Genomic DNA, 26,906 nt, shown 5'->3' on the forward strand with positions numbered 1-26,906 from the left:
TCTGGCTTTATGGTTTGTTTCTTGTTTTATAAATTAACCTACTGTTTAATTTTCAAAGTTCATTTTTCATGTTTGCCCTTTTCTTAAGGACAAGTAATACTATATCACCTTAAAAATAATTCGTCAATACTTTTTTTGTTTTTTATTTTAAAAAAGGTTATAACTCTTTGTTTTTTTTAATACTTTTAACTAAAACTAACAGATATAACCCTTGATATTACAAGTAACACATGCATATACAGTTTTTCCTATTTTGCAATTTTATTTTCATAAGAATATGAGTTAGCTCTGACTCTATCTGCCCAAACATTTATACTCTTAACTTTATTAACCTTAGTTGTACTTTCAAATATATCCATTGCATCCTTACAAAAATATACCATAACATCAAGAACTAAAAATCCAATACAAACTAAACATAAAAAATCAATTACTTGAAACATCACGCATTCCCCCAATAATTTTTTATATATAGTATTCTCAAAAATTATTCCTTTTTCCTTCCCAAAAATTACTTTAAATATTTTCATAATAAATTACTTTCAATCATATTTTCTAAATATAAAGTTCCAATCAACAAAAACTAATATCAGTTTGTAACGTTTGTTGGTAATTTATAAATTAAATACATGAAAATTTTTTTAGAATATATAAAAAGCATTCTACATTGACATTTTAAATAAAATAAAGCTATTTATTGATAATTTAATAGCTCTATTCTATTTAAAACTTAGTAGAATGCTTGTATTTTTTATTTTTCTTCTTCTTTATTTTGATTATTATCAATAGGTTTCATAGTTGGGAATAATAATACGTCTCTTATAGATGGAGAATTAGTTAATAGCATAATAACTCTATCTATACCTATTCCTAGTCCACCTGTAGGAGGTAAACCTACTTCTAATGCTTTTAAGAAATCATCATCCATTTCAAAAGCTTCATCATCGCCTAATTCTCTTTTTCTCAATTGGTCCATAAATCTTCCTTTTTGGTCAATTGGGTCATTAAGCTCAGAAAATGCATTAGCTAATTCCCACTTATTAGCAAAAGCTTCAAATCTATCAGTTCTTCTTGGGTCTTCAGCATTTCTCTTAGATAATGGAGATACTTCAACTGGATGATGTGTTATAAATGTTGGTTGGATTAATTTATCTTCTCCAAACTCTTCAAAGAAAGCATTTATTACTTCCCCTCTTCTCATTCCAGGTTTTATTTCTATGCCTTTTTCTCTAGCAACTTCTAATGCTTCTTCATCTGTATTTATTGTAGAAAAATCTACACCAGAATATTCCTTCACACAATCTTCCATAGTCATTCTCTTCCAAGGAGGTGTAAAGTTTATTTCTGTTCCTTGATAGTTGATTATCATACTTCCTGTAGCAACTTCAGCCATATGTGCAACAACATTTTCTGTTATCTCCATCATATCAGTGTAGTCTGCATATGCTTGATATAATTCTATAGCTGTATATTCAGGATTATGTTTTAAATCCATACCTTCATTTCTAAACATTCTTCCCATTTCATAAACTTTATCAAATCCACCAACAATAAGTCTCTTTAAGTATAATTCGTTTGCTATTCTTAAATACATTGGTATATGTAAAGTGTTATGGTTAGTTATGAAAGGTCTAGCATTTGCTCCACCCGCTATAGTATTTAATATTGGAGTCTCAACTTCTAAAAATCCTCTGTCATCTAAATATGCTCTTAATGCTTTTAATGCTTTCGTTCTAATTAAAAAAGCATTTTTTACTTCTGGGTTCACTATTAAATCAACATATCTTTGTCTATATCTTAATTCTTGATCTTTTAATCCATGGTATTTTTCTGGTAAAACTTGTAAAGATTTGCATAATAATACTACAGATTTAGCCTTTACAGATATTTCTCCCTTTTTAGTTCTAAATATTTCCCCTTCAATACCAATTATATCTCCAATATCATATGTTGAAAATACACTATATTCTTCTTCCCCTATAGCATCTAATCTTACATAAGATTGAATTCTTCCTTCTTGGTCTTGAATATCTATAAAACCAGCTTTACCTTGTATTCTCTTGCTCATTATACGTCCTGCTACTTTTGTAGTTTGACCTTCAAGAGCTTCAAAGTTATCTTTTATTTCCATAGAATAATGAGTTCTATCATATCTACTTTCTTTAAAAGGGTCTCTACCTGACTCTTGTAATTTTTTTAGTTTATCTCTTCTTACTTGAAGTACTTCACTAAGGTCTTCTTGAATTTGTGCTTCTTCATTGCTTTGTTGATTATTTTTCATTTTTTTCCTCCAGATTATCTTCTTATTTCTAATATTTCAAACTTAGCAACTCCATCAGGAACTTGCACTTCTACAACCTCTTTAGCAGCTCTTCCTAAAAGCGCTTTTCCTACAGGAGATTCGTTTGATATTTTACCATCATATGGGTCTGCTTCTGTTGAACCAACTATAGTATATTCAACATCTTCATCAAATTCTAAATCTTTAACTTTAACTATTGAACCTATTGTAACAACATTAAGGTCTATTTTGCTTTCATCTATGATAACAGCTTTTCTAACCATATTTTCTAATTTTAAGATTCTTTCTTCAACTTGTGCCTGTTCCTTTTTAGCTTCATCATACTCAGCATTTTCAGATAAATCACCAAAAGATATAGCAACCTTTATTCTCTCTGCAACTTCTTTTCTCTTTACAACCTTTAAATTCTCTAATTCTTCTTCTAATTTATCGTATCCCTCTTGTGTCAATAAAAATTCTTTATTCTCTTCCATTATAAATACAACTCCTTCACAAATTTCTTAGGAATTTTCCTAATTATATTTTAAAATTTTTATAATCTTTTTTTAATTTATGCGCTATATTATAAGTCACTATTATTTTTATGTCAAGGAGTCTTCCATATAGTACTCCAATTTCGACACAACTTCTTGATAGTCTTCTATTTTATTAATTTCATCTCTCAGTCTTGCAGAGTTTCTAAGACCTTTTAAATACCAAGCGATGTGTTTTCTCATTTCCCTTACAGCTACATACTCTCCATGTTCTTCTACTGCAAGCTTTAAATGTTTAATGGCAGTACTTATTTTTTCGTTAAGAGTTGGCTCTGGTAAAATCTCGCCTGTATTCATATAATGGTTTATTCTTTTAAATATCCACGGGTTACCCTGAGCACCCCTACCTATCATTATAGCATCACAACCCGTTTTGTCTAACATATTTATTGAATCTTCTATTGTAAATACATCACCATTTCCTATAACAGGTATATTTAAATTTTTCTTAATATCTGCAATTATATCCCAATCTGCTTTACCTGTATAATATTGCTCTCTCGTTCTTCCATGTATTGCTAAAGCACTTATTCCACAAGCTTCTGCCATCTTTGCTATCTCAACAGCATTTATATTATTATCATCCCATCCTTTTCTTATTTTTAAAGTAACTGGTTTCTTTGAATTCTTCACTACCGCCTTTAATACCTGCTCTGCAAGTTTAGGATTTTTCATAAGTGCTGAACCATCCCCATTTTTAACTACTTTTGGAGCTGGACATCCCATATTTATATCAAGGATTTCATTTGGATATTCATTCATTATTTCTGCTGCTCTTCCCATAAAATCTGGTTCAGAACCAAATATCTGAACAGCTACAGGATGCTCTTCTTTTTCTATCTTAAGCATTTTTTTAGTATTTTCATCATCATAGCAAAGTGCCTTACCATTTATCATTTCTGTATATAAAAGTCCACATTCTTGTTCTTTACAAATTAATCTAAATGGAAGGTCTGTTACCCCTGCCATAGGTGACAGAAAAACTTTATTTTTTAATTCTAAATTTCCTACTTTCATCGTTTTTCTCCTATATTTTCCTTTGTTTTTGTGATTTTATTTCTAAATCTGCATTTCCTCATTATAATATACCACATAACACTAAAAAACTATCATAAAAAGGGAATTGGATATATAATCCAATTCCCTGTATTAATTATTCTTGGTTTTTTTCATATATTATTCTTAATCCTTCTAGCGTTAAAAAACCATCTACATAATCTATACTTTTTGTTTCTGAAGCAATTAGTTTAGCTAGTCCACCTGTAGCTATAACCTTAACATCATCACAATTTAATTCTTTTTTCATCATATTTATTATTTTATCAACTAAACCTACATATCCATAAATTATACCAGATTGCATAGCTGATACAGTACTTTTACAAATAGTCATACCTGGTTTTGCTAATTCCACTCTAGGTAATTTAGATGCACTTTGGAATAATGCCTCACTAGATATTTTAATTCCTGGTGCTATTGTACCTCCTAGATATTCACCTTTTTCAGAAATAGCACAAAATGTAGTTGCTGTTCCAAAATCTACAAGTATACTTGGTGATCCATATTTTTCTATGCCTGCTACAGCATTAACTATCCTATCTGCTCCAACTTGTTTTGGATTATCATATTTTATATTTAGACCTGTTTTTATGCCTGGACCTACTATCAATGGATGCTTTTTACAGTATTTTATACAAAAATTTTCAAGAGAATGCATAACATTTGGAACTACAGATGATATTATTACATCATCAATAGCATTTATATCCACATCATCATACTTAAATAAGCTACTTATTAGAATTCCATATTCATCAGATGTTTTTTCCTTATCTGTTTTAATTCTCCAATAATTAACTAACTTGTCACCTTTATATATACCTAAAACCATATTAGTATTTCCAACATCAAATACTAGAAGCATATGTCATTAACCTTCTTTCTATTTTTTGCTTTTCTTAAGTACAGCAGCAACGGCAGCTACTACTAAAGCTCCTACTATTGCTTCTGGTACTCCATTTGCTGCGGCAAGAGCCATTATAACCTTTCCTGCTGAGCCATTTTGACCCATTGCTTGAAGATACTTGTCAGCATATAAAACATATATCATTCCTAAAACACCAGCTGTATTTAACAAAGAACCTACAGCTCCTGTAATTAATCCAGATATGTATACCTTACTTGTAGCATTGATTATTAGTTGATATACATAATAAGCCAATATACCTATCATAACTCTTGGCAATATTGAAACTAATGGATTTATAAAAACAAAAGATGTTACTGTTGGGTTTACTATAGCGTTTAAAAGACTTGATACTCCAAATATAAAGCCTATTGCTGCCCCAACTATTGGTCCTTCCATAATAGCTCCAATAATAACTGGTATATGCATTATAGTTGCTTTTGTAGGTCCAACTGGAATAAATCCCAATGGAGTCATAGATAGCATAATAGAAATAGCTGATAGTACTCCTATTATAGTCATCTTTCTTACATTTACTTTTCTTACTGATGCACTTGTGTTCATCATAAAAAATACACCTCCGTTCCAGCTCACTAACGATGCCGGACTACTTAATTTTTTGATTTTTCTTACTCTTATTTCTTATCATTATGAGTCAGGCTACTACTTTCAGGATGCCCGCTCTAACAAGAATAATTTTATCAAGACGAGTTGCCATTGTCAACAATTTGACAAGAAAAATATGCTAATTTCATCATATTTCTCATTTTTTTACTATGTCTTTATATGCTATTATATTTTCTACACTATCAGCTTTTTTTACTGCATTTATTATACTTTTTTCCACAGCCTCTACAGCTAATGAACCTAATAACGTTATATCTGCTTCTATTTCACCTTTTGACATTGTGAATATTGTATCTCCATCATGAGGTGTATGGATAGGAAAAATAGCTTTTGCATACCCATCATGACCCATTTGAGATATTTTTTTACATTCAGCCTTAGTCAACTTAGCATTCGTTGCTATAATTCCAATCGTAGTATTATCTATACTAAATCCGCCTTTACTTGCACCTTGTTTCATCAATTTGTACGTATCAATTGTTTCTGTTTTTTTATCATTTAAGGCACCCGCTATAACCTTGCCATCCTCATAAACATCTCCAAGAGCATTTACAGCAATCAATGCAGATACAATCAAGCCATTATCAAGTTTTATAGAATAACTTCCTATTCCACCTTTCATAGCATATTCTTGCCCTCTTATCTTTCCAACAGTAGCTCCACACCCTGCTCCATAATTCCCTTGATTTAAAACAGTTGTATTTGCTACTTCACAAGCTTTATAACCCATTTGTATATCTGGTCTACACTTAAAATCTCCTATTCCTAAATCAAATAAAACTGCGCCCACAACTATAGGAACTTTGCCAACTCCAACATCAAAACCAATTCCTCTCTCTTCTAAGTATCTACTTACTCCACAAGTAGATTCAAGACCATATGCAGAACCTCCTGCTAAAACTACAGCATGAACTTTTTGAACCATATTTACAGGGTCTAATAAATCGGTTTCTCTAGTTCCTGGAGCTGACCCTCTTACATCAACACCACAAGTTGCACCTTCTTCACAAATCACTACTGTACATCCAGTCATCCCTCTTCTATCCTCAACTTGCCCAACCTTTAAACCTTCTATATCTAAAATATTATCATACATATCCCTTTTCTCCTCTTATAGAAACTTCACCCGAAACAATTTCTTTTACACTTCCATCACTACTTTGAACCACTAAGTTACCATCTTCATTTATATCTAAGCATTTAACTAATTCTTTATCATTTCCTTTTAGTACATATATATTCTTATCTATAATCGCAGAATAATCTCTACATATTTTTAGAGTTTCTTCTTTTGAGTTATTTGCAATATAATCTAAATATAACTTTTCGAATTCAGCCAATACATTTCTGACAATCTCTACTCTAGACAATTTGTATCCTTCTTTATACAATGAGGTAGCTTTCTCAGCTATTTCTGGCTCAAAGTCCATTATTTTAACATTTATTCCAATACCAAGAACAACATAATTTGTTCTTTCAATCTCAGCAGACAATTCTGTTAGTATACCACATATTTTTTTCCCATTTAAAATAACATCATTTGGCCATTTTATTAAAGTCTTTGCCCCTAGATTATTTAAAGCTTGTGTTACACTTGCTCCTGCTATTAAAGTTATAAATGGCGCTTTAAACGGTTCCATATCTGGTTTTAGAATAATACTCATCCAAATCCCTTCATGAGGTTTGGAATCCCAAGTTCTTCCTAATCGTCCTTTTCCCATATCTTGATGTTCACTTAAAATCACAGTTCCATCTACACTATTCACAGCCACTCTTTTTGCGTATTCATTGGTTGAATCTACAGTATCAAGATGCTCAATATTCTTACCAATAAACTCTGTTTTTAATTTATAGTAGATGTTCTGTGGACTTAATAAATCAGTTGGATTTTCTGCTAATCTATAACCTTTCTTATTTACAGATTCTATATTATATCCCTCTTCCTTTAGAGCTTTCATATGTTTCCATATAGCTGCACGTGACACACCTAATTGCTTTGACAACTCTTCACCCGAAATAAACTCAGATTTATTATTTAATATAATTTCTATTATCTTCTCTCGCATACTTCACCTCTAATATGACATGATTTCATGACTTATTTTCTTCTAATAAGTAATTATACATTATTAATATATTTTTAATACTACTAATTTTAAAATTCCTTTTTAATATATTATCATAAGTAAACGTATATACCCATACCATTGATTTCCATAATTTAATATTCTACCTAATCTTTGATAAAATCACAAAAAAACTGAAAGTATTAATTAAATTGATATATGCAAATATACTTTGTTTATCAATTTAACATTATACTTTCAGTCTTAATATTTAATCCTTAATAGATAATACTCTTAAAATAATCAATGTTTTAAAATTATTTATCTTCATCAGATTTATTTTCTTGATTTTTATTTATATCAACAACATTGTTTCTTTCTTCTCTATCTTTTTCTAGATTTATAGTTAACTGCTCTTCAGTTTCTTTAGGAGAATTTTCCTCTGTAATTGCATTTTCAATATCATTTAATGGTAATTCTTTATTAAATGCTTTTATAAATTGATCTGCATCTAAAGTTTCATAGATAAGTAGGGCTTGCGCTACATACTCCAGTCTATCCATGTTTTCTTGTAATATATTTCTTGTCTTATCATATGCACCATCAACTATACGTTTTGTTTCTTGGTCTATTTCAAAAGCAACCTCTTCAGAATAATTTCTCTTACTTGAAAAACTATTACCTAAAAATACTTCATCATCACTGTCAAATGACATTGGACCAAGTTTAGAACTCATTCCATATTTTGTTACCATACTTCTTGCAGTAGATGTAACTCTTTCTAAGTCATTTGATGCTCCTGTAGACACATCTTTTAGCACTAACTCTTCTGCTACTCTACCTCCAAGTAAAACTACTATGTTTTCTTTCATCTCATTTTTAGTAGCATAGAACTTATCTTCAACAGGAAGCTGCATTGTAAATCCTCCTGCTCTTCCTCTTGGTACTATTGTAACTTGATGAACAGGACTTACTTCCTCAAGTATATGAGCACAAACTGCATGCCCGCCTTCATGATATGCTGTAAGTCTTCTTTCTTTTTCACTTATTACTCTTGATTTCTTAGCTACACCTGCTATAACCTTTGTTATAGCTTCTTCTATAGTTTCCATCTTAATTTTCTTTTCTCTTTTTCTAGCTGTTAGTATTGCAGCTTCATTCATTAAGTTTTCTATATCAGCAGGGGTAAATCCTGGTGTTCTTCTAGCTAATACATCCATTTTAACATCATCATTTAGTGGTTTATTTCTTGAGTGAACTTTAAATATAGCTTCTCTACCTTTTACATCTGGTGTACCAACAACTACTTGTCTGTCAAATCTTCCTGGTCTAAGTAAGGCTGGGTCAAGTATATCTGGTCTATTTGTTGCTGCCATGATTATTATACCTTGGTTTACTCCAAATCCATCCATCTCAACTAGAAGTTGATTAAGAGTTTGTTCTCTTTCATCATGACCTCCACCAAGACCTGCTCCTCTCTTTCTACCAACTGCATCGATTTCATCTATAAATATTATAGCTGGAGCGCTTTTTTTAGCTTGCTCAAATAAGTCTCTTACTCTTGAAGCCCCAACCCCAACAAACATCTCAACGAAATCAGAACCACTTATACTGAAAAATGGCACTCCTGCTTCTCCAGCAACTGCTCTTGATAGATATGTTTTACCTGTTCCAGGAGGTCCTACCATAAGCATTCCTTTTGGTATTCTTGCTCCTAATTCAATATATTTCTTAGGATTCTTCAAGAAGTCTACTACTTCTTGTAAATCTTCTTTTTCTTCATCCAATCCAGCTACATCTTTAAACGTAACTCTAGTTTTTTCATCATCCTTATGAACCTTAGCCTTTGACTTACCAAAGCTCATAACCTTTCCGCCTCCACCTTGAGACTGATTCATAAATACAAACCAAAGGATTACCATAAAGAATATTAACAGTAATGTAGGTAGCATCTCAACAAACCAAGGTGTAGATGGTTTAGCTTCACCACCAAATGTTAATTTTCCAGCCTTAGCTTGATCTAACACTTCATCTGCCAGTTTATCTCCCATTATTTCTGTTGGAACATATGATTTAAACTTTGTATTTGTATCTTTTATAGTACCTTCTACAGAAGTTTGATTTACAAAGTACAATCTTGATATATTCTCATCGGTTAATTCCCTATATACTTGGGAAAATTTTAAATCTTTTATTTTTTCTGTAGGCTTACCTGAGAATTGAACTATACCTACTATAATTATAAAAACAAGTAGATAAAAACCTGCCCCTTTTAGCAACTTATTCAATATAGAAGCCCTCCTTTCATACATTGCTTTGCCCTATAATTTGTTAAAATTAATTTTTAATACTTCTTTTGTGCTTTCATCAATTTTATAATTCTCACTGATTTTATAATCTCCAACACATATTATTCCTTCACTATCTGTGATTATAGGAATTTTACATCTTTCTTCTCTTGGGATTTTTAAATCTATGAATAAATCCTTCACTTTTTTACTTCCCATAGCAAGTTTTATCTTATCACCTTGCCTTCTGCTCCTTATTACTATACCCCCTTTTACCTTATTAAAATCAAACCCTTTAGATGAATTGTCTAATTTCATACTCTTATACCTATCTATACTCATTACTTGGGTTTCAATAATTTGTTTTAATTCTTTTATTTTTATAAACCCATTACTAGGTATATTGTAATAAAATTCAATTTCCTCACTAACAATTTCCTCATTGGTTAATATTATACTTTCTTTTTTTCTATAAACAAATATATTTCTCGGAAGAGTTATCATTTTATTTACTTTTGAATCACTTTCTAAAGACATTATGTCCTCTATATGTTTTTGATCAACAAAATTAGTATCTCCTAGTATATGTTTTATAGAATTTCTAAGAACCCTAACTTTGATAGCATCATGTAAGCAAATAAAAGCTTCTAAATTTATGTCTACAAAGCTCTTTTCTTTTATATTTGAAACTTCTCTAAATTTAGCTTCTGCCTCTTTCTCAATATAATCGTTATCACTTTTTAAGCTATTGCTCATCCTCACTATAGATTCTATTACATTTGAATTAAAATTATCCTTCATATATGGTAAAAGGTCTAACCTTATTTTATTTCTAGTGTATATGTTTTCTAAATTTGTTTTATCTATTCTAGGATTTAAATTATAAGCTTTACAATATTCCTCTATATCTATTCTCTCCACATCCAAGATTGGTCTAATTATACAGTTATCTCTAATATAATCAATTCCTTTTAACCCTTTAAGACCTGTTCCTCTCATAATACGCATCATGACAGTTTCAGCTTGGTCATTGAGATTATGGCCTATAGCTATTTTGTTAGCTTTAATCTTATCCTTAATTTCATAAAACATTTCATATCTTAGCTTCCTTGCTCCTTCTTCTAATGATAACCCCTCATTTTCACAATATTTTGGTACATTAATAGACTTTACAAAGAATACAATTCCCATATCCTCACAAAGCTTAGATACATATAATGCATCTTTTTGAGCTTCTATTCCTCTTATTTGATGATTTAAATGTGCTGCATATATTTCTATATTAAAATCTTTTTTTAATCTATTTAGTACATGCAATAAACAAACTGAATCAGGTCCTCCAGAAAGACCTAAAACTATTTTATCGCCTTTTTGTATTAAATTATGTTTATTTATAGTACTTAGTACCTTATCAAATATCATATTTATCCCTCTTACACTTAGTTTTATTCACTTTTAAGTATACTTTCTATAAAAAAACGCTAAACCCTTGTATCAATTTTAAGAAATTAAAGTTTAATATAAATATAATAATACCAAATAAATTAAATAAAAGGTAGTTTTTTCACTACCTTTATAAAATTTCTGGAAAATAGCTATAGTTATTATTTAATATCTATGTATATATCTATTTTGTTTCTACCTAAAAATAAATCTTGTATCTTTATATTATAGTCTATTTTCAATTTTATGTGTTCCCCTTCTTGTATATTTATATCCAATTCTCTTGTGTCAACATCAATTAATAAGGTACCTTGTGGGGTTACATATTTTGTAGTACTACTTTCTCCACACTTAAACATCATGGTTGAATTAATAGAACCAAACTTTTTAATACTAACTTCATTTTTAAGTATTTTTACAGTATTAGTTATTTCTATATTTTCTTCTTTTTCCTTGTAAATAACATATATTCCATCATTTTTATAAAAAATTTTACCAAAAGCAGTCATCTCTATGGTGTCCATATTTCCTTTTTCATCATATTGTCTAGTATTTATACTTATTTTTACACTCAACGATTTTTCCTCCATAGACTTCTTCATATAAACTAATATTTTTGTATCTCCACTTTTTGAATTTTATCAATTTTTTTCTTTAAAAATTCTTTCGCTATATCTGAAAATTTTTCATGTATATCTGATACATAATATTGATAAATTCCATGAGCTTCTGTGCTATTTATAATATTTCGTTCTTCTAAAATCTTTTTTAAATCTTTAGCTGTCTCTTTAGCTGGATTAACCAATTTTATGTGTTCTCCAACCTCTTCACCTATTGTTCTCTTTAAAATAGGATAATGAGTACATCCTAATACTAAAGAGTCTATATTCTTATCTTTTAATTCTTGTAGATATATCTTTGCTGTTAATTTAGCTACTTCTGTATTTGACCATCCTTCTTCAACAATTGGTACAAATAAAGGGCATGCTTTATTAACAATTTCTATATTTTTATCTATTTTAGATATTTCTAAATTATATGCCTTTGAACTTATAGTTCCTTCTGTTCCAATTATACCTACAATCTTGTTTTTAGTGGAGCTTACAGCTGTCCTAGCTCCTGCTTCTATAACACCTATTATTGGTATATCATATTTTTCTTGAGCCTCTTTTAAACTTCTCGCAGTAGCAGTATTACAAGCTATAACTATAGCTTTTACATCTTTAGTTTTTAAAAAATTTATAGCTTGAAAAGTATATTTAATTATAGTCTCCTTAGATCTCGAACCATATGGTATTCTAGCAGTATCTCCAAAATATATTATATCCTCATTTGGTAATATCTTCATTATTTCTTTCAAAACCGTCAATCCGCCTAATCCCGAATCAAAAACTCCTATTGGTTTATTGCTCATTTTTATACAACACCTACTTTACATTTTTGTGTTTAACAACATCTTATTTATCGCTAAAATTTATTTTTATATTCACAGTTAATATATTATTACCTAAATGATTATTATAGTTTATTTTAAACAAAAAATAAAGGAGCTATCTCAAATTAGAAAATAATTTCTAGAAAAAGACAACTCCTTTCAGTACTCAAAAACTTAAATTTATTTTGCAAACACATGATTCCCTATTCTCATATATGGATTTAGTCTAGTTATCCATTTGCAAGTGGCTATTTCTGGATTCCAGAAATATACTGCTTTATTTGTTGGGTCAGTTCCATAAAGAGCTTCTTTAGCTGCTTTACATGCTGAATCTGTTGGTGTCTTGTTTATTGAACCATCAAGCACAACTGAGAAAGCATTTTTCTGATATATAACTTCCTCTATTGAATCTGGAAACCTAGGGTCCAATACTCTGTTTATTACTACAGCTGCTACAGCAACCTGTCCCTCATAGCTTTCTCCTCTAGCTTCACCTGCAACCAATTTAGACAGTAAGATTAAATCATTATCAGATAAATTTATTACTTCCTTCTTTGCTACATTTTGTTCTTGTTTATTTACTTTCTTAACTGTCTCTGTTGGCTCATCTGCAAATACTTCTTTAATGGGCATAAATATATAGGTTAAGGCTAGTAATATAGCTATCAGTTTACTCCACCTGTCCATGATTAAAACCACTCCTTATAATTTTATTTTTTTAAAATTTTTCTTCTAAATCCTTTACTACTTCAATTACTTTAAATTTGATTTTTACTTTACTTGTTTTCTTTGGTGTGTCTTGTTTTATTAGCTTATATTCCTTGTCAGTTAAAACTTCTTTTAACTTATCATCTGTAGATTTATCTATAACACCATTAGACTCATCAACAAAGCATAATGGAGGAAACATAACACACCACCAGTTCTTTCCTTCACCTTTTCCAATTATAATTTTTAGTGCTTTATATTCACCTGCTGGAAGAACTATATTAGAATATTGCTTTGTAGGAAAGTTACTATATTGTATACCTACCTTTACACTGTAATTATATCCATTTTCGAGAATAATATTTTTACTTATTTCTTCCAGATTACTATATTCTTTTTTTATAATAGCTTCACTTTCCTCTATACTTTTTGAGTTTTGTAGCTTTGGCTGTAAATATTTTATTACTTCATCCCTAACTTTTAATTTAAGTTCTTGATCTTCATCTGTATTACTATTTGCTATAACATGAAATCTTATTAATTTATCTTTATAGTCTTTTGATATATTATCAACTTTTTTTACTTCACCATTTATTACTATCGTCATTATTGATATGACTGATATAAGACTTAATATTAATATTCCCAATCTAACCTTAATTTTTCTCATTGAAAAGTCCCCCTCAAGATAAATTTATATCATCAATTATGTCCAATTAAATTTAATTTATTCATAATATTTTTCAATATCAATAAAAAAACTACTTTGAAATGATTATAACCATTTCAAAGTAGTTTTTAAATTTTATAAGTCTTTATTCATCATAGCCTTATCTATCATAAATTGCTCTGCTTTTTCTATATGCTCTGTAGCATATTTCTTCGACAATTCACTATCACCTTTGATTATGGCATCAAGTAAAAATCTATGTTCTTCAACAATATTAAGTGATGAGTCGTAATCAGACATATAAGTAACTCTAAACCTATACACTTGTTCCCATAAGGAGTTTATCAATTGGATTAATTTTTTATTGTTTGTTGCTTTAAATATACATTCATGAAATTCTACATCTTGTTTCAATAGTGCATCTAAATCTGATTCTAAAATGCTTTTTTTTAACGCTTCTGATATATCTTTAAGTTTTTTTATATCATCATCACTAATTCTTTCAGCAGCAAGAGACGCTGCTAAACCTTCTAAGCTTGCTCTTACTTCTAATACATCTAGAAGATCCTTTAAAGACATATTTGCTACATATGCACCTTTTCTAGGTAACATAACAACTAAACCTTCTAATTCAAGCTTTCTTATTGCCTCTCTTACTGGAGTTCTACTTACGCCTAGTTGTTCTGCTAGTTGTACTTCCATCAGCCTTTGACCAGGCTTTAATTTCCCTTCTAAGATTGCCTCTCTTAAATTTTCGAAGACTACATCTCTCAATGGCTTGTAATTATCCAAGTTTAGTTTAGTTAAATTCTCCACAAATTTCAACCCCTTTTTGACTGCTGTTAACAACATATACCTGTTTATATTTTTTTAATAATTCTTTTTTTCCAATTAGAGCGTCTTCTTTACTTTCAAATAATCCAAAAACTGTAGGACCACTGCCACTCATCATAGAACCTAAAGCATTATTTTTCATCATAACTTGCTTTATATTATTTATTTCTTCATATTTACTTATAGTAACATTTTCAAGAACATTTATCATATTTTCTGATACAGCTCTTATATCTTCTGAATTTAAACACTCCATCAAATATTTATTATTGGGTCTTTTTTTAATATTATTCAAGTCTAATCCTTGATAAACTTCTTTTGTAGAAACAAATAATTCTGGTTTACATATTAAAATACTTATATCACATGGTAAACCTTTAATATCTGTTAGTTTTTCTCCAACACCTTGAGCTAAAGCAGGCCTTCCTGATATACAAAATGGAACATCTGCTCCTAAATTAAATCCTATTTCTTTTAATTCATCTTCAGATAACTCAAGTTTCCATAATTCATTTAATCCTACTAATACTGCGGCGGCATTGGAACTTCCTCCAGCCATCCCTGCTGCTACAGGAATATTTTTTTCTATGAATACTTCTACACCTTTTTTTATATTAAATTTATTCTTAATTATTTTGGCAGCTTTATAAACAATATTATCTTCATCTAAAGGAATATCTAAACTAGTGCTTTTTACCTTTATTTCATCTTTATCTAATCCTTTTATTTTTACTATATCGTATAAATCTATCGTTTGCATTATCATTTCAACAAAATGATAACCGTCTTGCCTTTTTCCTAAGACATCAATGGATAAATTTATTTTTGCTCTGCTCTTTAGTTTTATAAAATCCATTCTATCCTCCTTGTTTAAAGAATAATGCATCACTAACAATAATATTATACTACAAAAAATAAAATAATAGGGTATTATAATACCCTATTATACTTAATTACTTTAAATTTTTTAATATTAATCTACTAATACGACTTTTTTTTCTAAAATAAGACACTTACCAGGCTTAATTGCTTCGTCAAGTTTTATATCATTAAGTTCTGCAATTTCATTTTCTGTTGTATTGTATTTTTTTGCAATATTCCAGAAAGTATCTCCTTCTTTACATATATATACAATTATACTTGGGGCTTTAGATAAATCATACACACCTTGATCTTCACCTTTAACAATAAAGCTTTCTGCCTTTTTATCTAATGCTTCAGTAAATCTTTTGATTTTTATAACTAAATCTATTTGGTCTCTATTTAAATCAACTTCAATTTTATCAATACATGCTGTATTAAAAACAGATGCTGTATCAGTTAAATTATCCATCTCTATATCATGCTCAAATGGAATTTCTTCACTAATTTTATAAACTAACTTTAGCCCTTCAACTGGAATAAATAAAATTTCAACTTTTATAATCCCTTGTATAATACTTTTATTTCCTTCAATGTAGCTATTTTCTATAGACATAGTTGGACAAACGCTTACAATATCTTTTATTTGTATATCATCATTATCATTTCTTATTCCTTCTCTAACCATAAATGTTTCTTCACTATTTCTCAAAGTCTTATTTAGTTGAATAGGTTTATGGTCAAATTTTATTATCTTTTGAGGAGAGTATGCATCTTGTAATACCTCTCTTGTCACTTCATCTGTAACTTTTACCTTGCAACAAGCCATACAATCTATTTCTAATAGACCTGTATTACTTTCACTATTTTGTTTAAAAATATGATTAAAGTCTGACATGGACAATAATACTTCCTCAGTCATGCCATCACTCACTCCAGGAACTTCTACAAACTGAGTAAACTCTATACCCACTCTATCTAACTCTACAAGTTCACCCTCATATGTACAAGCCAATGGATTTATTTCTAATACTCCACCAATAATAACCTTATTATCAGTTACTCTACTTTCTTTTACTTTAACACAAGGATTTAAGCTTATTATAGATTGAATTTCTTCTGTATTTATAGTTATAGTGTCTCTTATAGAACTTTCTGCTTTTTCTATTCCCACTATATCTTGAAAACAAATTTCCTTTCTATGCTTTTGTATGCCTTCTACCTGTGCTACATCCTTTACAATATCTAATCTTTGTTTTTCAAATAAACTTCCTCTTATATTCATAAGAGCTCCTACTTTAATCTTTCTCTCATTCATTATAGTGCAGTCCATATGCTCTACTTCTGAAAATAACATGTATTCCATATCTTGCATAACATTATCTTTTTCTATTACTTCGTTTATATCCACTTTTCCATCTACATTAGAAACAGTATTTTTATCGTCCGCGATGTAAATTACGTTGTAATTAAAACTTCCTCTACAAAGTATCTTTCCGTCTGCTATCTCAATTTTTTTAAGTGATATGTAACCCTCAGTCTTTACAATCTCATATACATCTAGTTTCTTGTCTGGCACTACTGCTTCTGCCTCAATAAATGTTTGAAATTTCCCAAAGTCTATTCTATTGTCAATTTTAATTACATCTTTAATTAATTCCATAGTTTACCCCCTTAAGTATTATAAAAGTATCACACTATATTTATATTTAAGGAGCAAAAAAAAAATTACACCTATTTTTAATAGGTATAATTTTAACTTATTTGTAATTTATCTTGATCTCTAAAAACTTGCAACTTTACATTAGATGTTAATAAATCTGAGTAACTATAAGATACCCTAGGATATCCATTACTTTCATCATCTAATTTTATAACAAACACGCTTGGATAAACTTTTTCTAGTATACCCTCTTTTGTAATAATCTGCTTTCTTCCTTTATTAGCTTTCAACAATATTTTCTTTCCTATATGTCTTTCTAAGCTTACTCTTATCTTATCTAGAGTTTGAACAGTAGCCACAATATCACCTTCTTTAACGTTTATATGTTTACATAATATCACATATAAACATTTTTGTCAAACGTTTAAACTAATCATTTTATATATTTTTTGCAAAAATGTCAATACTATTTTTGAATATATACAGTATAATTATGTTAATTTTTGTTAATGCAATATTGTTTTTGGCATTGCCCATCTAAATTTCCCTCTTGTTTCAGAGCCACCAATGCCCTTAACACCTGTGATAGTCTGCTCTATAACCTCATCAATAGGTACTACTACATCAATTCTTGAACATGCAATTTTTTCTACCACAAAAACAGGGTCTAAAGCATGTATCATTATTCTACCAGGGGAACTTGCATAATTCGCTCCTGCATTTATTATTTTTTCATAATTTGACTGACATGCACCTGCAAATATTACAAGATTATCCAAATTTGGTTGCCATTTACGTGCTTCTTTAACTGTTTTCATAAAATTTAAAGAGTTTCTATAGTTATTCATATCTTCTATATCTCCTCTTTTTATTGTCATTGCATCATGTCCTGTAATTACTAGTATATCCGGATTATATTTTTCTAGTAATGCTCTTACTTCTTTATGCTGATTTTGCTCTGAAACTGCTACTCCTACTGCAGGTATTCCAAGTTGAGCATATACATCCAAACAAATTTTCAAATACTCTTTATCTCCATCTATTTGTAGTACTTTTCCAGGCATCCCATATGTGTTAGAATTTAATTGAAGTTTTGGAACTGCCCTTGTCATCTTTTTCTGTCTCTCTTTAGCCTTTCTTACTGACTTATATAATAAATTTTCTACATTTTTATCTATTAATATATCTTTTATATCAGGTGCTTTTACTAATTCAAGGTCATCAATATAAGCATCTGCTATTACTCTAAATGCAATTCCTTTTAGTATAGCTATTTTTTCATTATTTTCATCTACACCAAAAGAGACTATTTTAAATACAATATCTTTGTTATGTGACTTTCTAGCTACAATGTCTCCTACCTTCATAGTTAAACCTCCAATAAATTTTTATCTTAGTTTATACTATGTTCGATATAAAACTTTGTTTCCTAATGTCAAAAAAACATTTCTTATAACACTTCTTTTATTACCCTTAAAGCGTTTTTATAGTATATTTTTTCTATTTCATCTTCACTAAATCCTTCTTTTTTTAGAGGTTCATATAATTTACCCATTTGAGATATATCTTCAATCTCAACCTTTGAATGTATTCCATCGAAATCTGAGCCTAAAGCTACAACATCAATTCCTCCAACATTTACAATATGTTTTATATGTCTAACCATATCTTCAAGCTTACTTTCACTTTTATCACTTAAAAACAAGTGGAAGAAGTTTATTCCTGTAACCCCACCCTTATTAGCCAACACTTTAATCATATCATCAGTTAGGTTTCTAGTATGATTCATCATTGCTCTTGAATTCGAATGTGTAGCTATTATTGGTTTAGAAGATATTTTTGCAATTTCATAAAATCCACCATCTGAAATATGAGAAACATCAACTAGCATACCTAGTTCATTCATCTTATGTACAACTTCTCTACCAAAATCTGTAAGACCTTTTTCTCTATACTCTATCTTATTATGAGGAAAACTTAACTCATTCACATGATTCCAACTTATTGTCATCATTCTAACACCTAAATCATAAAACTTCTTTAAGTTTTCTATTCTACCTTCAAGTACTGCCCCTTCCTCTATGGATAAAAGTGCTGTAAGTTTATTCTCTGATTGATTTTTCATAATTTCTTTATAGTTAGTAGCTAGAGCTATTACATCACTATTTTTTTTCATTTCTTTATGAAATTTATCTGCCATACTCATACAGTAATCAAAAGGATGTTTTACTTCTTCAGTATCAACAAAAAGAGCAAATGTTTGAGCCAATGAATCCCCTTTTTTCAACCTGTCTATATCAACAGAATATTTGTTAGTTTTAAGTTCACTTGTTTCCACATTTTCCATTAATTTTGCTATAGTATCACAATGTAAATCAATAAATTTCATATTTATACCCCCTGTATATTTTATATTTATATCTAAAAATAGAAATAGTTGTCCTTATAGACAACTATTGACAACTATTTTTTAATATTCTTTTTAGTGTTACTTAATTTTATTCCTCTTTTAGGTTAGGTATTACTTTTTTAACTTCTTCAATTTGATGCCATGTTTTATCTATACTATTTTCACTAATATATTTTTTTAAATCAGTTAAAGATGTAAAATCTTTAACTGATAAATTGTCTTCATCATCTGCAAATCTTAAAATAAACATAAGATTACCTTACTTTCCACAACATTTCTTATATTTTTTACCACTTCCACATGGGCATGAATCATTTCTTCCTATTTTTGCTTCTTTAACTACTGTTTTAGATTTTTTGTATGCTTTTATTATTTCTTTTCTTTGGTCTGCTGGTAATATTTCTTCCCAACCTTGTAAATTATATAGCCAATGAGCCTCAACAGTTACCATATTGTTATATAATTTTTCCCAATCTATTTTTATAGAAACTTCTTTATCAGCTTCTACATCTTCTAAAACTATATCTTCTTTTAAACTTTCACTTATTCCATCTATGAATCCCATGAAAAATTCATTAGTAGTTCCAAATTTTTCAGCTAATTCACTTACTTTACCTTCAACAACATCCATTTTATTATTTAATATTTCATTGTATATTCCAGCTTCAACTTTTAAATATTCTTCCCAGAATTTTACCTCTGTTTCTTGATTCTCGTGGTTATCACTTAAATTTCTCCATTCAGTATATAAACTCATACTTTTTTCCTCCTAAGTATATCTATATTTTTTTAGTTTTTTTATAGTATAAAATCTTTTAGTTAGATTGGAAGTTTCTTCTTTTTGATTATACCATATTCTATTTAAAGTTAACTCTTACATTATATCATAATTAAACAATTCTTTTAATACTTTTATAGCATACTCTTGGTTTATAAAGTAAGGACTAGTAGCAATTGTTACAACTTTAGCCTTTTTAATTAGATTTTTTATCTTTTCTAGTTTAAAATCAAATGGTATATAGTCCATATCCTCTGAAAATATATCTAAATCTATATCAAGAACAAACTCTGGTTCTATATCTAAATCAAAGCCATATGAGCTATCTATTATTATTAATTCTGAAAATATACTATGTTTTAATGCTGGTTTTATAAAACTTCCTACATTTAAAACCTCATTTGTATACCTAAATACATCCTCCAGATTATTTATATCTACATTGTAGTTTTTAGGCTCTCTAGTATCCTTATGCTGGTCTACATGTACTAGTTTACATCCTCTTGTGAATTCATTTACCATCATAGATTTTATCCAAAAATAAAATGCATGGTTATGATTATCAAAAACATATATTCTTTTATTTCCCAGGACATATTCGACCATATTTTCCAATCCTTTTGCTTTTATCTCTTTATTTTCATCAATTTCATTAAATACTACTTTATTTCCCAATTTCACATCATCCAGTGTTCCACTTATTAGTTTTGGAACATATATACTCTTATTTTCTCTTTCTTCATATGAAAATACATTATTTCCTACTGGTTTTTCTATATAAAATCCTGTATATTTATAGTTTGTCATAAGAAAATTTCCTCCATTATTATAATCTATATACATTAAAATCACTTATTATAAATTAGGTTATCTAATATAGAAGCTACTTTGTATATAACTAAATATTATCTCTTCTCTCAATATGTATTATACAATAAGTGTAAAATATATTTATATAAAATATCTTACATTCCTATAACAAAGCCATCTGCTTCAATTGGCAAGTAACTTACTCTTGTATTTAATTCCACTTTTCCAAAGAATACTACCCAGTATGGTCTAAAGATACTTTCAATTTTAACTATCTCAATCTCTGGTATCCCCCCCATAAACCTGTGACTTAATCTTATAGCCATTTTATTTGCCTTTGCTTTTACCCTTCTCTCATCCTTATCACTATATTGTATGATGTCATTATCTACATTTTTTACAATTTCAGATACTGGTAATTCTTGTACTATACTACCAGCACCTGTAGAGCCATTTACTAAAATATTTAATTCATTTATATTGCTAGCTTGTTTTTTTTTCATGAAAGGAGATTTATTTTGATAAATTTTAAGTGTAACGACTTTAAACTCTATATAATGAAGTCTAACTTCATGAACTTCTTTATTTTTTAATATCAACATACTTAATAAGGAATTCTTTCCACTTTTTGCTATATCTATAGCTTCATCTTTTGTAATTTTTATAGGCAATGCTCTTATATCCATAAAATCATTCCCTTTCCTCTTTTTTTCTTGTCATTTTGAATACTCTATATAGATAATCAAAAAATATTATAACTACTGCTATCATAACTCCATATGGGATTATCTTTCCAACTATAATATCATTTCTAGTTACTATACCATAAAATATAAATCCTGTTATTAAGAAGTATAATAGTACTAAAAAACCATCTATACCAATCCATTTTATTTCCAAATCTTTTTTTACTTTAGAGACCAATTTAGACATAATAACTACTCCTTTTTATAGATTATTTTGTGTATTTAAATTTTCGCCTATTCTATTTCCTATTGTCCATGCAATAAATGAAAGAGGGATGGCTATAACAAGAGGCTCTAATTCAAAACTTTGAACTGGAAACATTTTAAAATAACCAAAAGTTACTCCACCTACAATCATTCCCAAAATACCGCCCATAGATGTTCTTCTTCCATTACCAAGAAGTCCTCCTACTATAGGTACAAATGCTGAACCCATCCAAATACTTCCTACAAATATACATGCATCATATACATTTTCAAATCTAAACGCCACACTAAGTCCCATAACTGCCGCTAAACATACACCTACTCTAGTAAGTTTAACTAATTGCTTTTGAGATAATTCTTTTTTAGTAATTCTTCCATATATATCATTTGCTAAAGTGGCTCCTGCTGCTAGATAATAACTATCTAGTGTTGATATTATTGAACCTAAAATTCCTATTATAAATATTACTCTTATACCTTCTGGCAATGTATTTAAAACTAAAGTTATATATCCAGCTGCTGGAGCCATTTCTGGATAAGTGGCTCTAACTATAAGACCTGTCATAGTTAACACCATGTCAAAACATATCCACAGAGAAAAACAAGTCAACAAGGCTCTCCTACCAACTTTTGGAGAGTCTGCTGCCGAAAACCTTTGATAGAAAGTTGGGTCTGAATAAGCTCCAAATGAATATACTATTAACATCAATGCTTTCATTGCTGACATACCTTTTGTAGGATGCATTAGCTGAGGTGCATCTTTAAGTGCTTCTGTAAGACCTTGAAAACCACCTATTTGGTCAAATTGACCTGGCATGACCATAGTTAGACCAAATACCATGCAGAAAAACAATACCATATCTGTAATGGCAACTCCCATAAGACCACCAAGAACTGTCAATATAACTACTACCACTACCATTATAAACCCTATTAGTTGTTTATCAATTCCCCAAGCTACATTACCTATAGTTCCCATAGCTGTTATTTCTCCAAGTTGTGCACAATATATAAACATTAAAACTGCTCCAATTATAGCAACTTGCTTTCCATAAAAACTTTCTAATAAATCAGGAACTGTTATATTAGTTCTTATATGAATTCTTGGTCCAACCCACAATGCTAAAGGCATTCTTCCAATGTGTGCAGCTATTGACCATACTGCCCATGCAGATATCCCATATATAGCTGCATACTCTACACTACCAACTGTACCAACTCCACCATACCAAGAGGCAACCAAAGTACCTACTATCAAAGACCATGGTAAGCTTCGATTTCCTAGGTAATAACTTTCCATATCTTTTACATTTCTAGAAAAATAATAGCCTATCCCTAACAATAGAAATGCAAATATAATTATAATTCCATTTTCCCATAATGCTAACATATCTACTCTCCATATTCTTATTATTGTCTTAATTTTCTATTTTAATATTTAAATAGTTACTGTCATTTTTTAATTAAACTTAATTTATACCATGTGTTATAAATTTATTTTATAATTATGAAATCTCTAAACTGAAACTATTTCTTATTTTAAACATGAACAACTCTACCCATTTTTTAAAAATAGGTAGAGTTATATAAATAATTATAAGTATTTAAGCAATTTTATTATTCAAGTTTTTATTTTCTTTTTTATTTATTTTATTTAAAGCATAAGTAGCAAATATACCTATAACTGCACACACTACAGATAAAATAAATATATACGTATATCCTGTCTGTCCATATTTATCTAACCAGTTACCTGCAACGGTATAGTAAAATGCATCTGGAGAGAATCCTATAAATGAAGCGAATCCAACTACTGCTCCTGTAGTTTCTAAAGATATATTAGACTCTGAAACAGATGCAAAGTATATACCTCTAAATCCAAATAAGATTACACTTAGTATTATCATATTTATTACAGCTATCCATATAAGTCCTGCACTTTTAGGAATTACTAAGTAAGCTGCTGTACTTATTGTCATTAATATAAACCCTACAAACATTACTTTTATAGATGAACCAACTTTATCTGTTATAACACCTGCAATAGGAGATGCTCCCATTTTTATAACATAAGTTCTAATTATTGATAAAGCTGAAACTAAAGTCATTGGCATTACATAAACTTCTGATAGGTATGGGCTTAAATAAGTTAAACTTGAAAATACTAAATAAGTTGAAAATATTATAAGACCAATCAGCCAAGCTTTTGGCATTGTAACTACTTTTAGTAATGATTTAATACTTAATCCTTCATCTGATGCTCCAGTATCTTTCTTTTCTTCTACTAAGAAGAATAAAAGTATACCACATATTATAGATGCTGCAGAATATAACCATACTACATATTTAAATCCAATAGTTATTTCAGCAAATTTTCCAAAGAAGTAAAGACCTATAAAAGAAATTAACGTACCTGATACCCCTGATAACCCTTCATAAAATCCAAATATTCTTCCTTGTTCTGATTCACTACCCTGCATTCTAACAACCTTAACAGAAGCTGAGAAGAATGTTAATATTGTTGTAAATCCCCATAATACAAATATTAAAAGAATCATGTTGTATGATGGAAATGTTGAGAAGTAAAACCCTAATGCTCCTGAAGCAATTAAAGAAAAAGTTATCAGTTTTCTAACTGAAAACCTATCAGCAAACCATCCACCTATAAAATAAGATACCATTCCTACTAATCCATATAAACTCAATAAGTTCCCTATTTGCGTATGACTCAATGCTAATGCTTGTTGCATTGGATCATAAAATGATGACTTCATATATGGTAAACTATACATGGCTGTTGTTCCAAATGCCAATATGAATATTACCAAAAATCTCTTAACATTATTTTTGTTTTCCATGATTTTCTCTCCTTAAGATTTTAATTTTCTAGTTTTATTTCTATAACTTTATTTTAATTTTTCTATAGCTTGTTTAAAGTCATTTATTATATCATTTGCAGACTCTAATCCTACTGCTATTCTTATTAGATTTTCTCCATTCATTTGAACTAATGTATGTTCTTCTCCTAAACTTGTTGCTATTGTTGCAAGCTCTAAAGAATTCATTAATTTTCTACTAGCTTGGTCTCTTGTTAATCCATTTATTCCATCTTTAAGTTTAAATGAAACTACTCCTCCACCTAAACCATTCATTTGAGTTTTGCAAAGTTCATACTGAGGATGAGCTTTTAGTGCTGGATATTTTACCAATTCTACATTTTCTTCTTGCTCTAAAAACTCTGCTACTGCCAATCCATTTTCACAGTGTTTTTTCATTCTCATGTCTAAAGTTTTCATGCCTCTTAAAATCATCCATGCACTCATTGGTGGTAAAGATGCTCCTGTAAAACAACATAAACTTGGCCATCTCACTAAATCTATTAATTCCTTTGAACCTGCTACTGCTCCCCCTAAAGTATCTCCATGTCCATTTATAAATTTAGTAAGACTATGTATTACCAAGTCTGCACCTAAGTCTATTGGTCTTTGTATAATTGGAGTACCAAAAGTGCTGTCAACAATAGCTAAACTCTTATTTTCATGAGCTATTTCTGCTATTGTTTTTATATCTACTAAATCTAATGATGGATTTAATGGACTTTCTATATAAACTATCTTAGTATTTGATTTCATTGCATCTTTTACATTTTGTGGATTTACTGCATCCACAAATGTAACTTCAACGCCAAATTTGGCCAACAACTCAGACATAAATAATTTAGTATGTGAGAATATTCCATCAGAACTAACTATATGGTCTCCACTTTTTACTAATGCTAATATAGTAGATGTTATTGCTCCCATACCTGATGTACTAGATATAGCACTTTCTGCATTTTCAAGCATAGCTAATTTAGCTTCTAACTCTGTAAGTGTAGGATTACACTCTCTTGTATATACATACCCCCATGTCATACATAACTCTTCAAAATGCTCTACTGTCTTTGCAGCAAATGTTGCTGTTTGACATATTGGAGTAGCTAATGCACCTGTTGTTGGATCTGCACTATGTCCCCAATGTATTATTTTTGTCTCCAAATCTTGATTAATATTATTACTCATTTTAATTCCTCCTGTTTTGACCTATTTATACAACGTTTTCCCTGCCAAATTTCACCAATTCAGCTTTAATTAGTATAAACTTTTTAAGTATACTTTTATATTTGTTATAATTTCTAAAAATCTGACACTTATTTTGCTTTTTTACAGTTTTAATTATAAACTCTATAGTAACTATAGAGTCAATATATTTTTGATATTTTTTTTACAATGTTTAAAAAATTTAACATAAAAAGAGATATGCATTAAAATAAGCTTATTTTAATGCATATCTCTTTTTATATTAAATTTGATTCAATACATAAAACATCAATTTTTTGTTCTCTGTGTAAATTCTTTCATTGTCATTTTCTCATCAAAAGTCTATAGTAATTATATACATTACTATGATTTAACATCTGTAATAAAATATACTACATCAAGAAAATTATATACTCTATAAAACTTTATATAAAAATCAAAAAAAGTTTTACTATTTATTGTATCCATATATCTGTAAAT

At 29.2% G+C, this 26,906-nt stretch carries 28 protein-coding genes; all 28 read right to left on the reverse strand.

Annotated elements, in window-relative coordinates; genetic code table 11:
• Nucleotides 1–248: 248 nt before the first annotated feature.
• The 28 genes from KGF48_RS11590 to KGF48_RS11725 all read right to left on the reverse strand — a co-directional run bounded on the left by KGF48_RS11590 (nt 249) and on the right by KGF48_RS11725 (nt 26,408).
• On the reverse strand, nt 249–443 hold the full coding sequence (locus tag KGF48_RS11590) for a hypothetical protein (RefSeq protein WP_227483267.1): 195 nt from the start codon (nt 441–443) through the stop codon (nt 249–251).
• A 308-nt stretch (nt 444–751) separates the two neighbouring features.
• Complete coding sequence (gene lysS / locus KGF48_RS11595) at nt 752–2,281, reverse strand: lysine--tRNA ligase (RefSeq protein WP_227839252.1); 1,530 nt, start codon at nt 2,279–2,281, stop codon at nt 752–754.
• Between the two features lie 14 nt (nt 2,282–2,295).
• The gene (gene greA, locus KGF48_RS11600; RefSeq protein WP_227828676.1) at nt 2,296–2,775 is read right to left on the reverse strand and encodes a transcription elongation factor GreA; all 480 of its coding nucleotides are present in this window, start codon (nt 2,773–2,775) and stop codon (nt 2,296–2,298) included.
• Nucleotides 2,776–2,883: 108 nt separating this feature from the next.
• Nucleotides 2,884–3,852: a tRNA dihydrouridine synthase DusB gene (gene dusB, locus KGF48_RS11605; protein ID WP_227828675.1), complete on the reverse strand. Its 969-nt coding sequence runs from the start codon at nt 3,850–3,852 to the stop codon at nt 2,884–2,886.
• 136 nt (nt 3,853–3,988) lie between these two features.
• Entirely contained in the window at nt 3,989–4,759 is a 771-nt protein-coding gene (locus tag KGF48_RS11610) for a type III pantothenate kinase (RefSeq protein WP_227839250.1), read from the reverse strand.
• Between the two features lie 18 nt (nt 4,760–4,777).
• Complete coding sequence (locus KGF48_RS11615) at nt 4,778–5,368, reverse strand: ECF transporter S component (protein WP_227483268.1); 591 nt, start codon at nt 5,366–5,368, stop codon at nt 4,778–4,780.
• Nucleotides 5,369–5,564: 196 nt separating this feature from the next.
• On the reverse strand, nt 5,565–6,524 hold the full coding sequence (locus KGF48_RS11620) for a P1 family peptidase (RefSeq protein ID WP_227839249.1): 960 nt from the start codon (nt 6,522–6,524) through the stop codon (nt 5,565–5,567).
• Nucleotides 6,517–7,494, reverse strand: a complete 978-nt coding sequence (locus KGF48_RS11625; RefSeq protein ID WP_227868071.1) for a biotin--[acetyl-CoA-carboxylase] ligase — start codon at nt 7,492–7,494, stop codon at nt 6,517–6,519. The genes KGF48_RS11620 and KGF48_RS11625 overlap by 8 nt, the downstream gene beginning before the upstream one ends.
• Nucleotides 7,495–7,811: 317 nt before the next feature.
• Entirely contained in the window at nt 7,812–9,782 is a 1,971-nt protein-coding gene (gene ftsH / locus KGF48_RS11630; protein ID WP_227839247.1) for an ATP-dependent zinc metalloprotease FtsH, read from the reverse strand.
• A gap of 33 nt (nt 9,783–9,815) precedes the next feature.
• Nucleotides 9,816–11,204 carry a tRNA lysidine(34) synthetase TilS gene (tilS, locus tag KGF48_RS11635; protein WP_227839246.1) on the reverse strand — a complete coding sequence of 463 codons (1,389 nt, stop codon included), beginning with the start codon at nt 11,202–11,204 and terminating at the stop codon, nt 9,816–9,818.
• A gap of 182 nt (nt 11,205–11,386) precedes the next feature.
• Nucleotides 11,387–11,815 carry a DUF1934 domain-containing protein gene (locus KGF48_RS11640; RefSeq protein WP_413894804.1) on the reverse strand — a complete coding sequence of 143 codons (429 nt, stop codon included), beginning with the start codon at nt 11,813–11,815 and terminating at the stop codon, nt 11,387–11,389.
• A gap of 17 nt (nt 11,816–11,832) precedes the next feature.
• Entirely contained in the window at nt 11,833–12,639 is an 807-nt protein-coding gene (murI, locus tag KGF48_RS11645; protein WP_227868072.1) for a glutamate racemase, read from the reverse strand.
• Nucleotides 12,640–12,840: 201 nt separating this feature from the next.
• The gene (locus KGF48_RS11650; protein WP_227839243.1) at nt 12,841–13,347 is read right to left on the reverse strand and encodes a cell wall hydrolase; all 507 of its coding nucleotides are present in this window, start codon (nt 13,345–13,347) and stop codon (nt 12,841–12,843) included.
• Between the two features lie 31 nt (nt 13,348–13,378).
• Nucleotides 13,379–14,038 carry a stage II sporulation protein R gene (gene spoIIR / locus KGF48_RS11655; RefSeq protein WP_227828667.1) on the reverse strand — a complete coding sequence of 220 codons (660 nt, stop codon included), beginning with the start codon at nt 14,036–14,038 and terminating at the stop codon, nt 13,379–13,381.
• Nucleotides 14,039–14,173: 135 nt separating this feature from the next.
• Nucleotides 14,174–14,854 carry a GntR family transcriptional regulator gene (locus KGF48_RS11660; protein ID WP_227828666.1) on the reverse strand — a complete coding sequence of 227 codons (681 nt, stop codon included), beginning with the start codon at nt 14,852–14,854 and terminating at the stop codon, nt 14,174–14,176.
• Nucleotides 14,838–15,728, reverse strand: coding sequence for a 4-(cytidine 5'-diphospho)-2-C-methyl-D-erythritol kinase (gene ispE / locus KGF48_RS11665; protein WP_227828665.1), 891 nt, complete (start codon nt 15,726–15,728; stop codon nt 14,838–14,840). The genes KGF48_RS11660 and ispE overlap by 17 nt, the downstream gene beginning before the upstream one ends.
• Nucleotides 15,729–15,845: 117 nt before the next feature.
• Nucleotides 15,846–17,396, reverse strand: coding sequence for a DUF3794 and LysM peptidoglycan-binding domain-containing protein (locus tag KGF48_RS11670; protein WP_227437546.1), 1,551 nt, complete (start codon nt 17,394–17,396; stop codon nt 15,846–15,848).
• 92 nt (nt 17,397–17,488) lie between these two features.
• Complete coding sequence (locus tag KGF48_RS11675) at nt 17,489–17,755, reverse strand: Veg family protein (RefSeq protein ID WP_009892135.1); 267 nt, start codon at nt 17,753–17,755, stop codon at nt 17,489–17,491.
• Between the two features lie 147 nt (nt 17,756–17,902).
• Nucleotides 17,903–18,763 carry a sporulation peptidase YabG gene (gene yabG, locus KGF48_RS11680; protein WP_227839242.1) on the reverse strand — a complete coding sequence of 287 codons (861 nt, stop codon included), beginning with the start codon at nt 18,761–18,763 and terminating at the stop codon, nt 17,903–17,905.
• Nucleotides 18,764–18,846: 83 nt separating this feature from the next.
• Nucleotides 18,847–19,785, reverse strand: coding sequence for a dipeptidase (locus KGF48_RS11685; protein ID WP_227839241.1), 939 nt, complete (start codon nt 19,783–19,785; stop codon nt 18,847–18,849).
• Nucleotides 19,786–19,894: 109 nt separating this feature from the next.
• Nucleotides 19,895–20,056, reverse strand: coding sequence for a hypothetical protein (locus KGF48_RS11690; RefSeq protein WP_227839240.1), 162 nt, complete (start codon nt 20,054–20,056; stop codon nt 19,895–19,897).
• Nucleotides 20,057–20,065: 9 nt separating this feature from the next.
• A complete protein-coding gene (locus tag KGF48_RS11695) occupies nt 20,066–20,563 on the reverse strand; it encodes an SEC-C metal-binding domain-containing protein (protein ID WP_227828662.1) in 498 nt (165 codons plus the stop codon).
• Between the two features lie 117 nt (nt 20,564–20,680).
• A complete protein-coding gene (locus KGF48_RS11700) occupies nt 20,681–21,391 on the reverse strand; it encodes a UPF0489 family protein (RefSeq protein ID WP_227839239.1) in 711 nt (236 codons plus the stop codon).
• Nucleotides 21,392–21,549: 158 nt separating this feature from the next.
• On the reverse strand, nt 21,550–22,080 hold the full coding sequence (locus tag KGF48_RS11705; RefSeq protein ID WP_227828660.1) for a hypothetical protein: 531 nt from the start codon (nt 22,078–22,080) through the stop codon (nt 21,550–21,552).
• 4 nt (nt 22,081–22,084) lie between these two features.
• Nucleotides 22,085–22,327, reverse strand: coding sequence for a hypothetical protein (locus tag KGF48_RS11710; RefSeq protein ID WP_227839238.1), 243 nt, complete (start codon nt 22,325–22,327; stop codon nt 22,085–22,087).
• A gap of 15 nt (nt 22,328–22,342) precedes the next feature.
• Nucleotides 22,343–23,737, reverse strand: coding sequence for a sodium:solute symporter family protein (locus KGF48_RS11715; protein ID WP_227828658.1), 1,395 nt, complete (start codon nt 23,735–23,737; stop codon nt 22,343–22,345).
• Between the two features lie 214 nt (nt 23,738–23,951).
• Nucleotides 23,952–25,205, reverse strand: a complete 1,254-nt coding sequence (locus KGF48_RS11720) for an MFS transporter (protein ID WP_227839237.1) — start codon at nt 25,203–25,205, stop codon at nt 23,952–23,954.
• A gap of 48 nt (nt 25,206–25,253) precedes the next feature.
• Entirely contained in the window at nt 25,254–26,408 is a 1,155-nt protein-coding gene (locus KGF48_RS11725; protein ID WP_227839236.1) for an aminotransferase class I/II-fold pyridoxal phosphate-dependent enzyme, read from the reverse strand.
• Nucleotides 26,409–26,906: the final 498 nt, after the last annotated feature.

The sequence above is a fragment of the Clostridioides sp. ZZV15-6388 genome, assembly GCF_020657755.1.
GTDB lineage: Bacteria > Bacillota > Clostridia > Peptostreptococcales > Peptostreptococcaceae > Clostridioides.

Excerpts from the sequence above, each read along its gene's own strand:
- KGF48_RS11590 (WP_227483267.1), bottom strand. The coding sequence starts at position 443 with ATGTTTCAAGTAATTGATTTTTTATGTTTAGTTTGTATTGGATTTTTA.
- lysS (WP_227839252.1), bottom strand. The coding sequence starts at position 2,281 with ATGAAAAATAATCAACAAAGCAATGAAGAAGCACAAATTCAAGAAGAC.
- greA (WP_227828676.1), bottom strand. The coding sequence starts at position 2,775 with ATGGAAGAGAATAAAGAATTTTTATTGACACAAGAGGGATACGATAAA.
- dusB (WP_227828675.1), bottom strand. The coding sequence starts at position 3,852 with ATGAAAGTAGGAAATTTAGAATTAAAAAATAAAGTTTTTCTGTCACCT.
- KGF48_RS11610 (WP_227839250.1), bottom strand. The coding sequence starts at position 4,759 with ATGCTTCTAGTATTTGATGTTGGAAATACTAATATGGTTTTAGGTATA.
- KGF48_RS11615 (WP_227483268.1), bottom strand. The coding sequence starts at position 5,368 with ATGATGAACACAAGTGCATCAGTAAGAAAAGTAAATGTAAGAAAGATG.
- KGF48_RS11620 (WP_227839249.1), bottom strand. The coding sequence starts at position 6,524 with ATGTATGATAATATTTTAGATATAGAAGGTTTAAAGGTTGGGCAAGTT.
- KGF48_RS11625 (WP_227868071.1), bottom strand. The coding sequence starts at position 7,494 with ATGCGAGAGAAGATAATAGAAATTATATTAAATAATAAATCTGAGTTT.
- tilS (WP_227839246.1), bottom strand. The coding sequence starts at position 11,204 with ATGATATTTGATAAGGTACTAAGTACTATAAATAAACATAATTTAATA.
- KGF48_RS11640 (WP_413894804.1), bottom strand. The coding sequence starts at position 11,815 with ATGGAGGAAAAATCGTTGAGTGTAAAAATAAGTATAAATACTAGACAA.
- murI (WP_227868072.1), bottom strand. The coding sequence starts at position 12,639 with ATGAGCAATAAACCAATAGGAGTTTTTGATTCGGGATTAGGCGGATTG.
- KGF48_RS11650 (WP_227839243.1), bottom strand. The coding sequence starts at position 13,347 with ATGGACAGGTGGAGTAAACTGATAGCTATATTACTAGCCTTAACCTAT.
- spoIIR (WP_227828667.1), bottom strand. The coding sequence starts at position 14,038 with ATGAGAAAAATTAAGGTTAGATTGGGAATATTAATATTAAGTCTTATA.
- ispE (WP_227828665.1), bottom strand. The coding sequence starts at position 15,728 with ATGGATTTTATAAAACTAAAGAGCAGAGCAAAAATAAATTTATCCATT.
- KGF48_RS11670 (WP_227437546.1), bottom strand. The coding sequence starts at position 17,396 with ATGGAATTAATTAAAGATGTAATTAAAATTGACAATAGAATAGACTTT.
- yabG (WP_227839242.1), bottom strand. The coding sequence starts at position 18,763 with ATGAAGGTAGGAGACATTGTAGCTAGAAAGTCACATAACAAAGATATT.
- KGF48_RS11685 (WP_227839241.1), bottom strand. The coding sequence starts at position 19,785 with ATGAAATTTATTGATTTACATTGTGATACTATAGCAAAATTAATGGAA.
- KGF48_RS11690 (WP_227839240.1), bottom strand. The coding sequence starts at position 20,056 with ATGTTTATTTTAAGATTTGCAGATGATGAAGACAATTTATCAGTTAAA.
- KGF48_RS11695 (WP_227828662.1), bottom strand. The coding sequence starts at position 20,563 with ATGAGTTTATATACTGAATGGAGAAATTTAAGTGATAACCACGAGAAT.
- KGF48_RS11700 (WP_227839239.1), bottom strand. The coding sequence starts at position 21,391 with ATGACAAACTATAAATATACAGGATTTTATATAGAAAAACCAGTAGGA.
- KGF48_RS11705 (WP_227828660.1), bottom strand. The coding sequence starts at position 22,080 with ATGGATATAAGAGCATTGCCTATAAAAATTACAAAAGATGAAGCTATA.
- KGF48_RS11710 (WP_227839238.1), bottom strand. The coding sequence starts at position 22,327 with ATGTCTAAATTGGTCTCTAAAGTAAAAAAAGATTTGGAAATAAAATGG.
- KGF48_RS11715 (WP_227828658.1), bottom strand. The coding sequence starts at position 23,737 with ATGTTAGCATTATGGGAAAATGGAATTATAATTATATTTGCATTTCTA.
- KGF48_RS11720 (WP_227839237.1), bottom strand. The coding sequence starts at position 25,205 with ATGGAAAACAAAAATAATGTTAAGAGATTTTTGGTAATATTCATATTG.
- KGF48_RS11725 (WP_227839236.1), bottom strand. The coding sequence starts at position 26,408 with ATGAGTAATAATATTAATCAAGATTTGGAGACAAAAATAATACATTGG.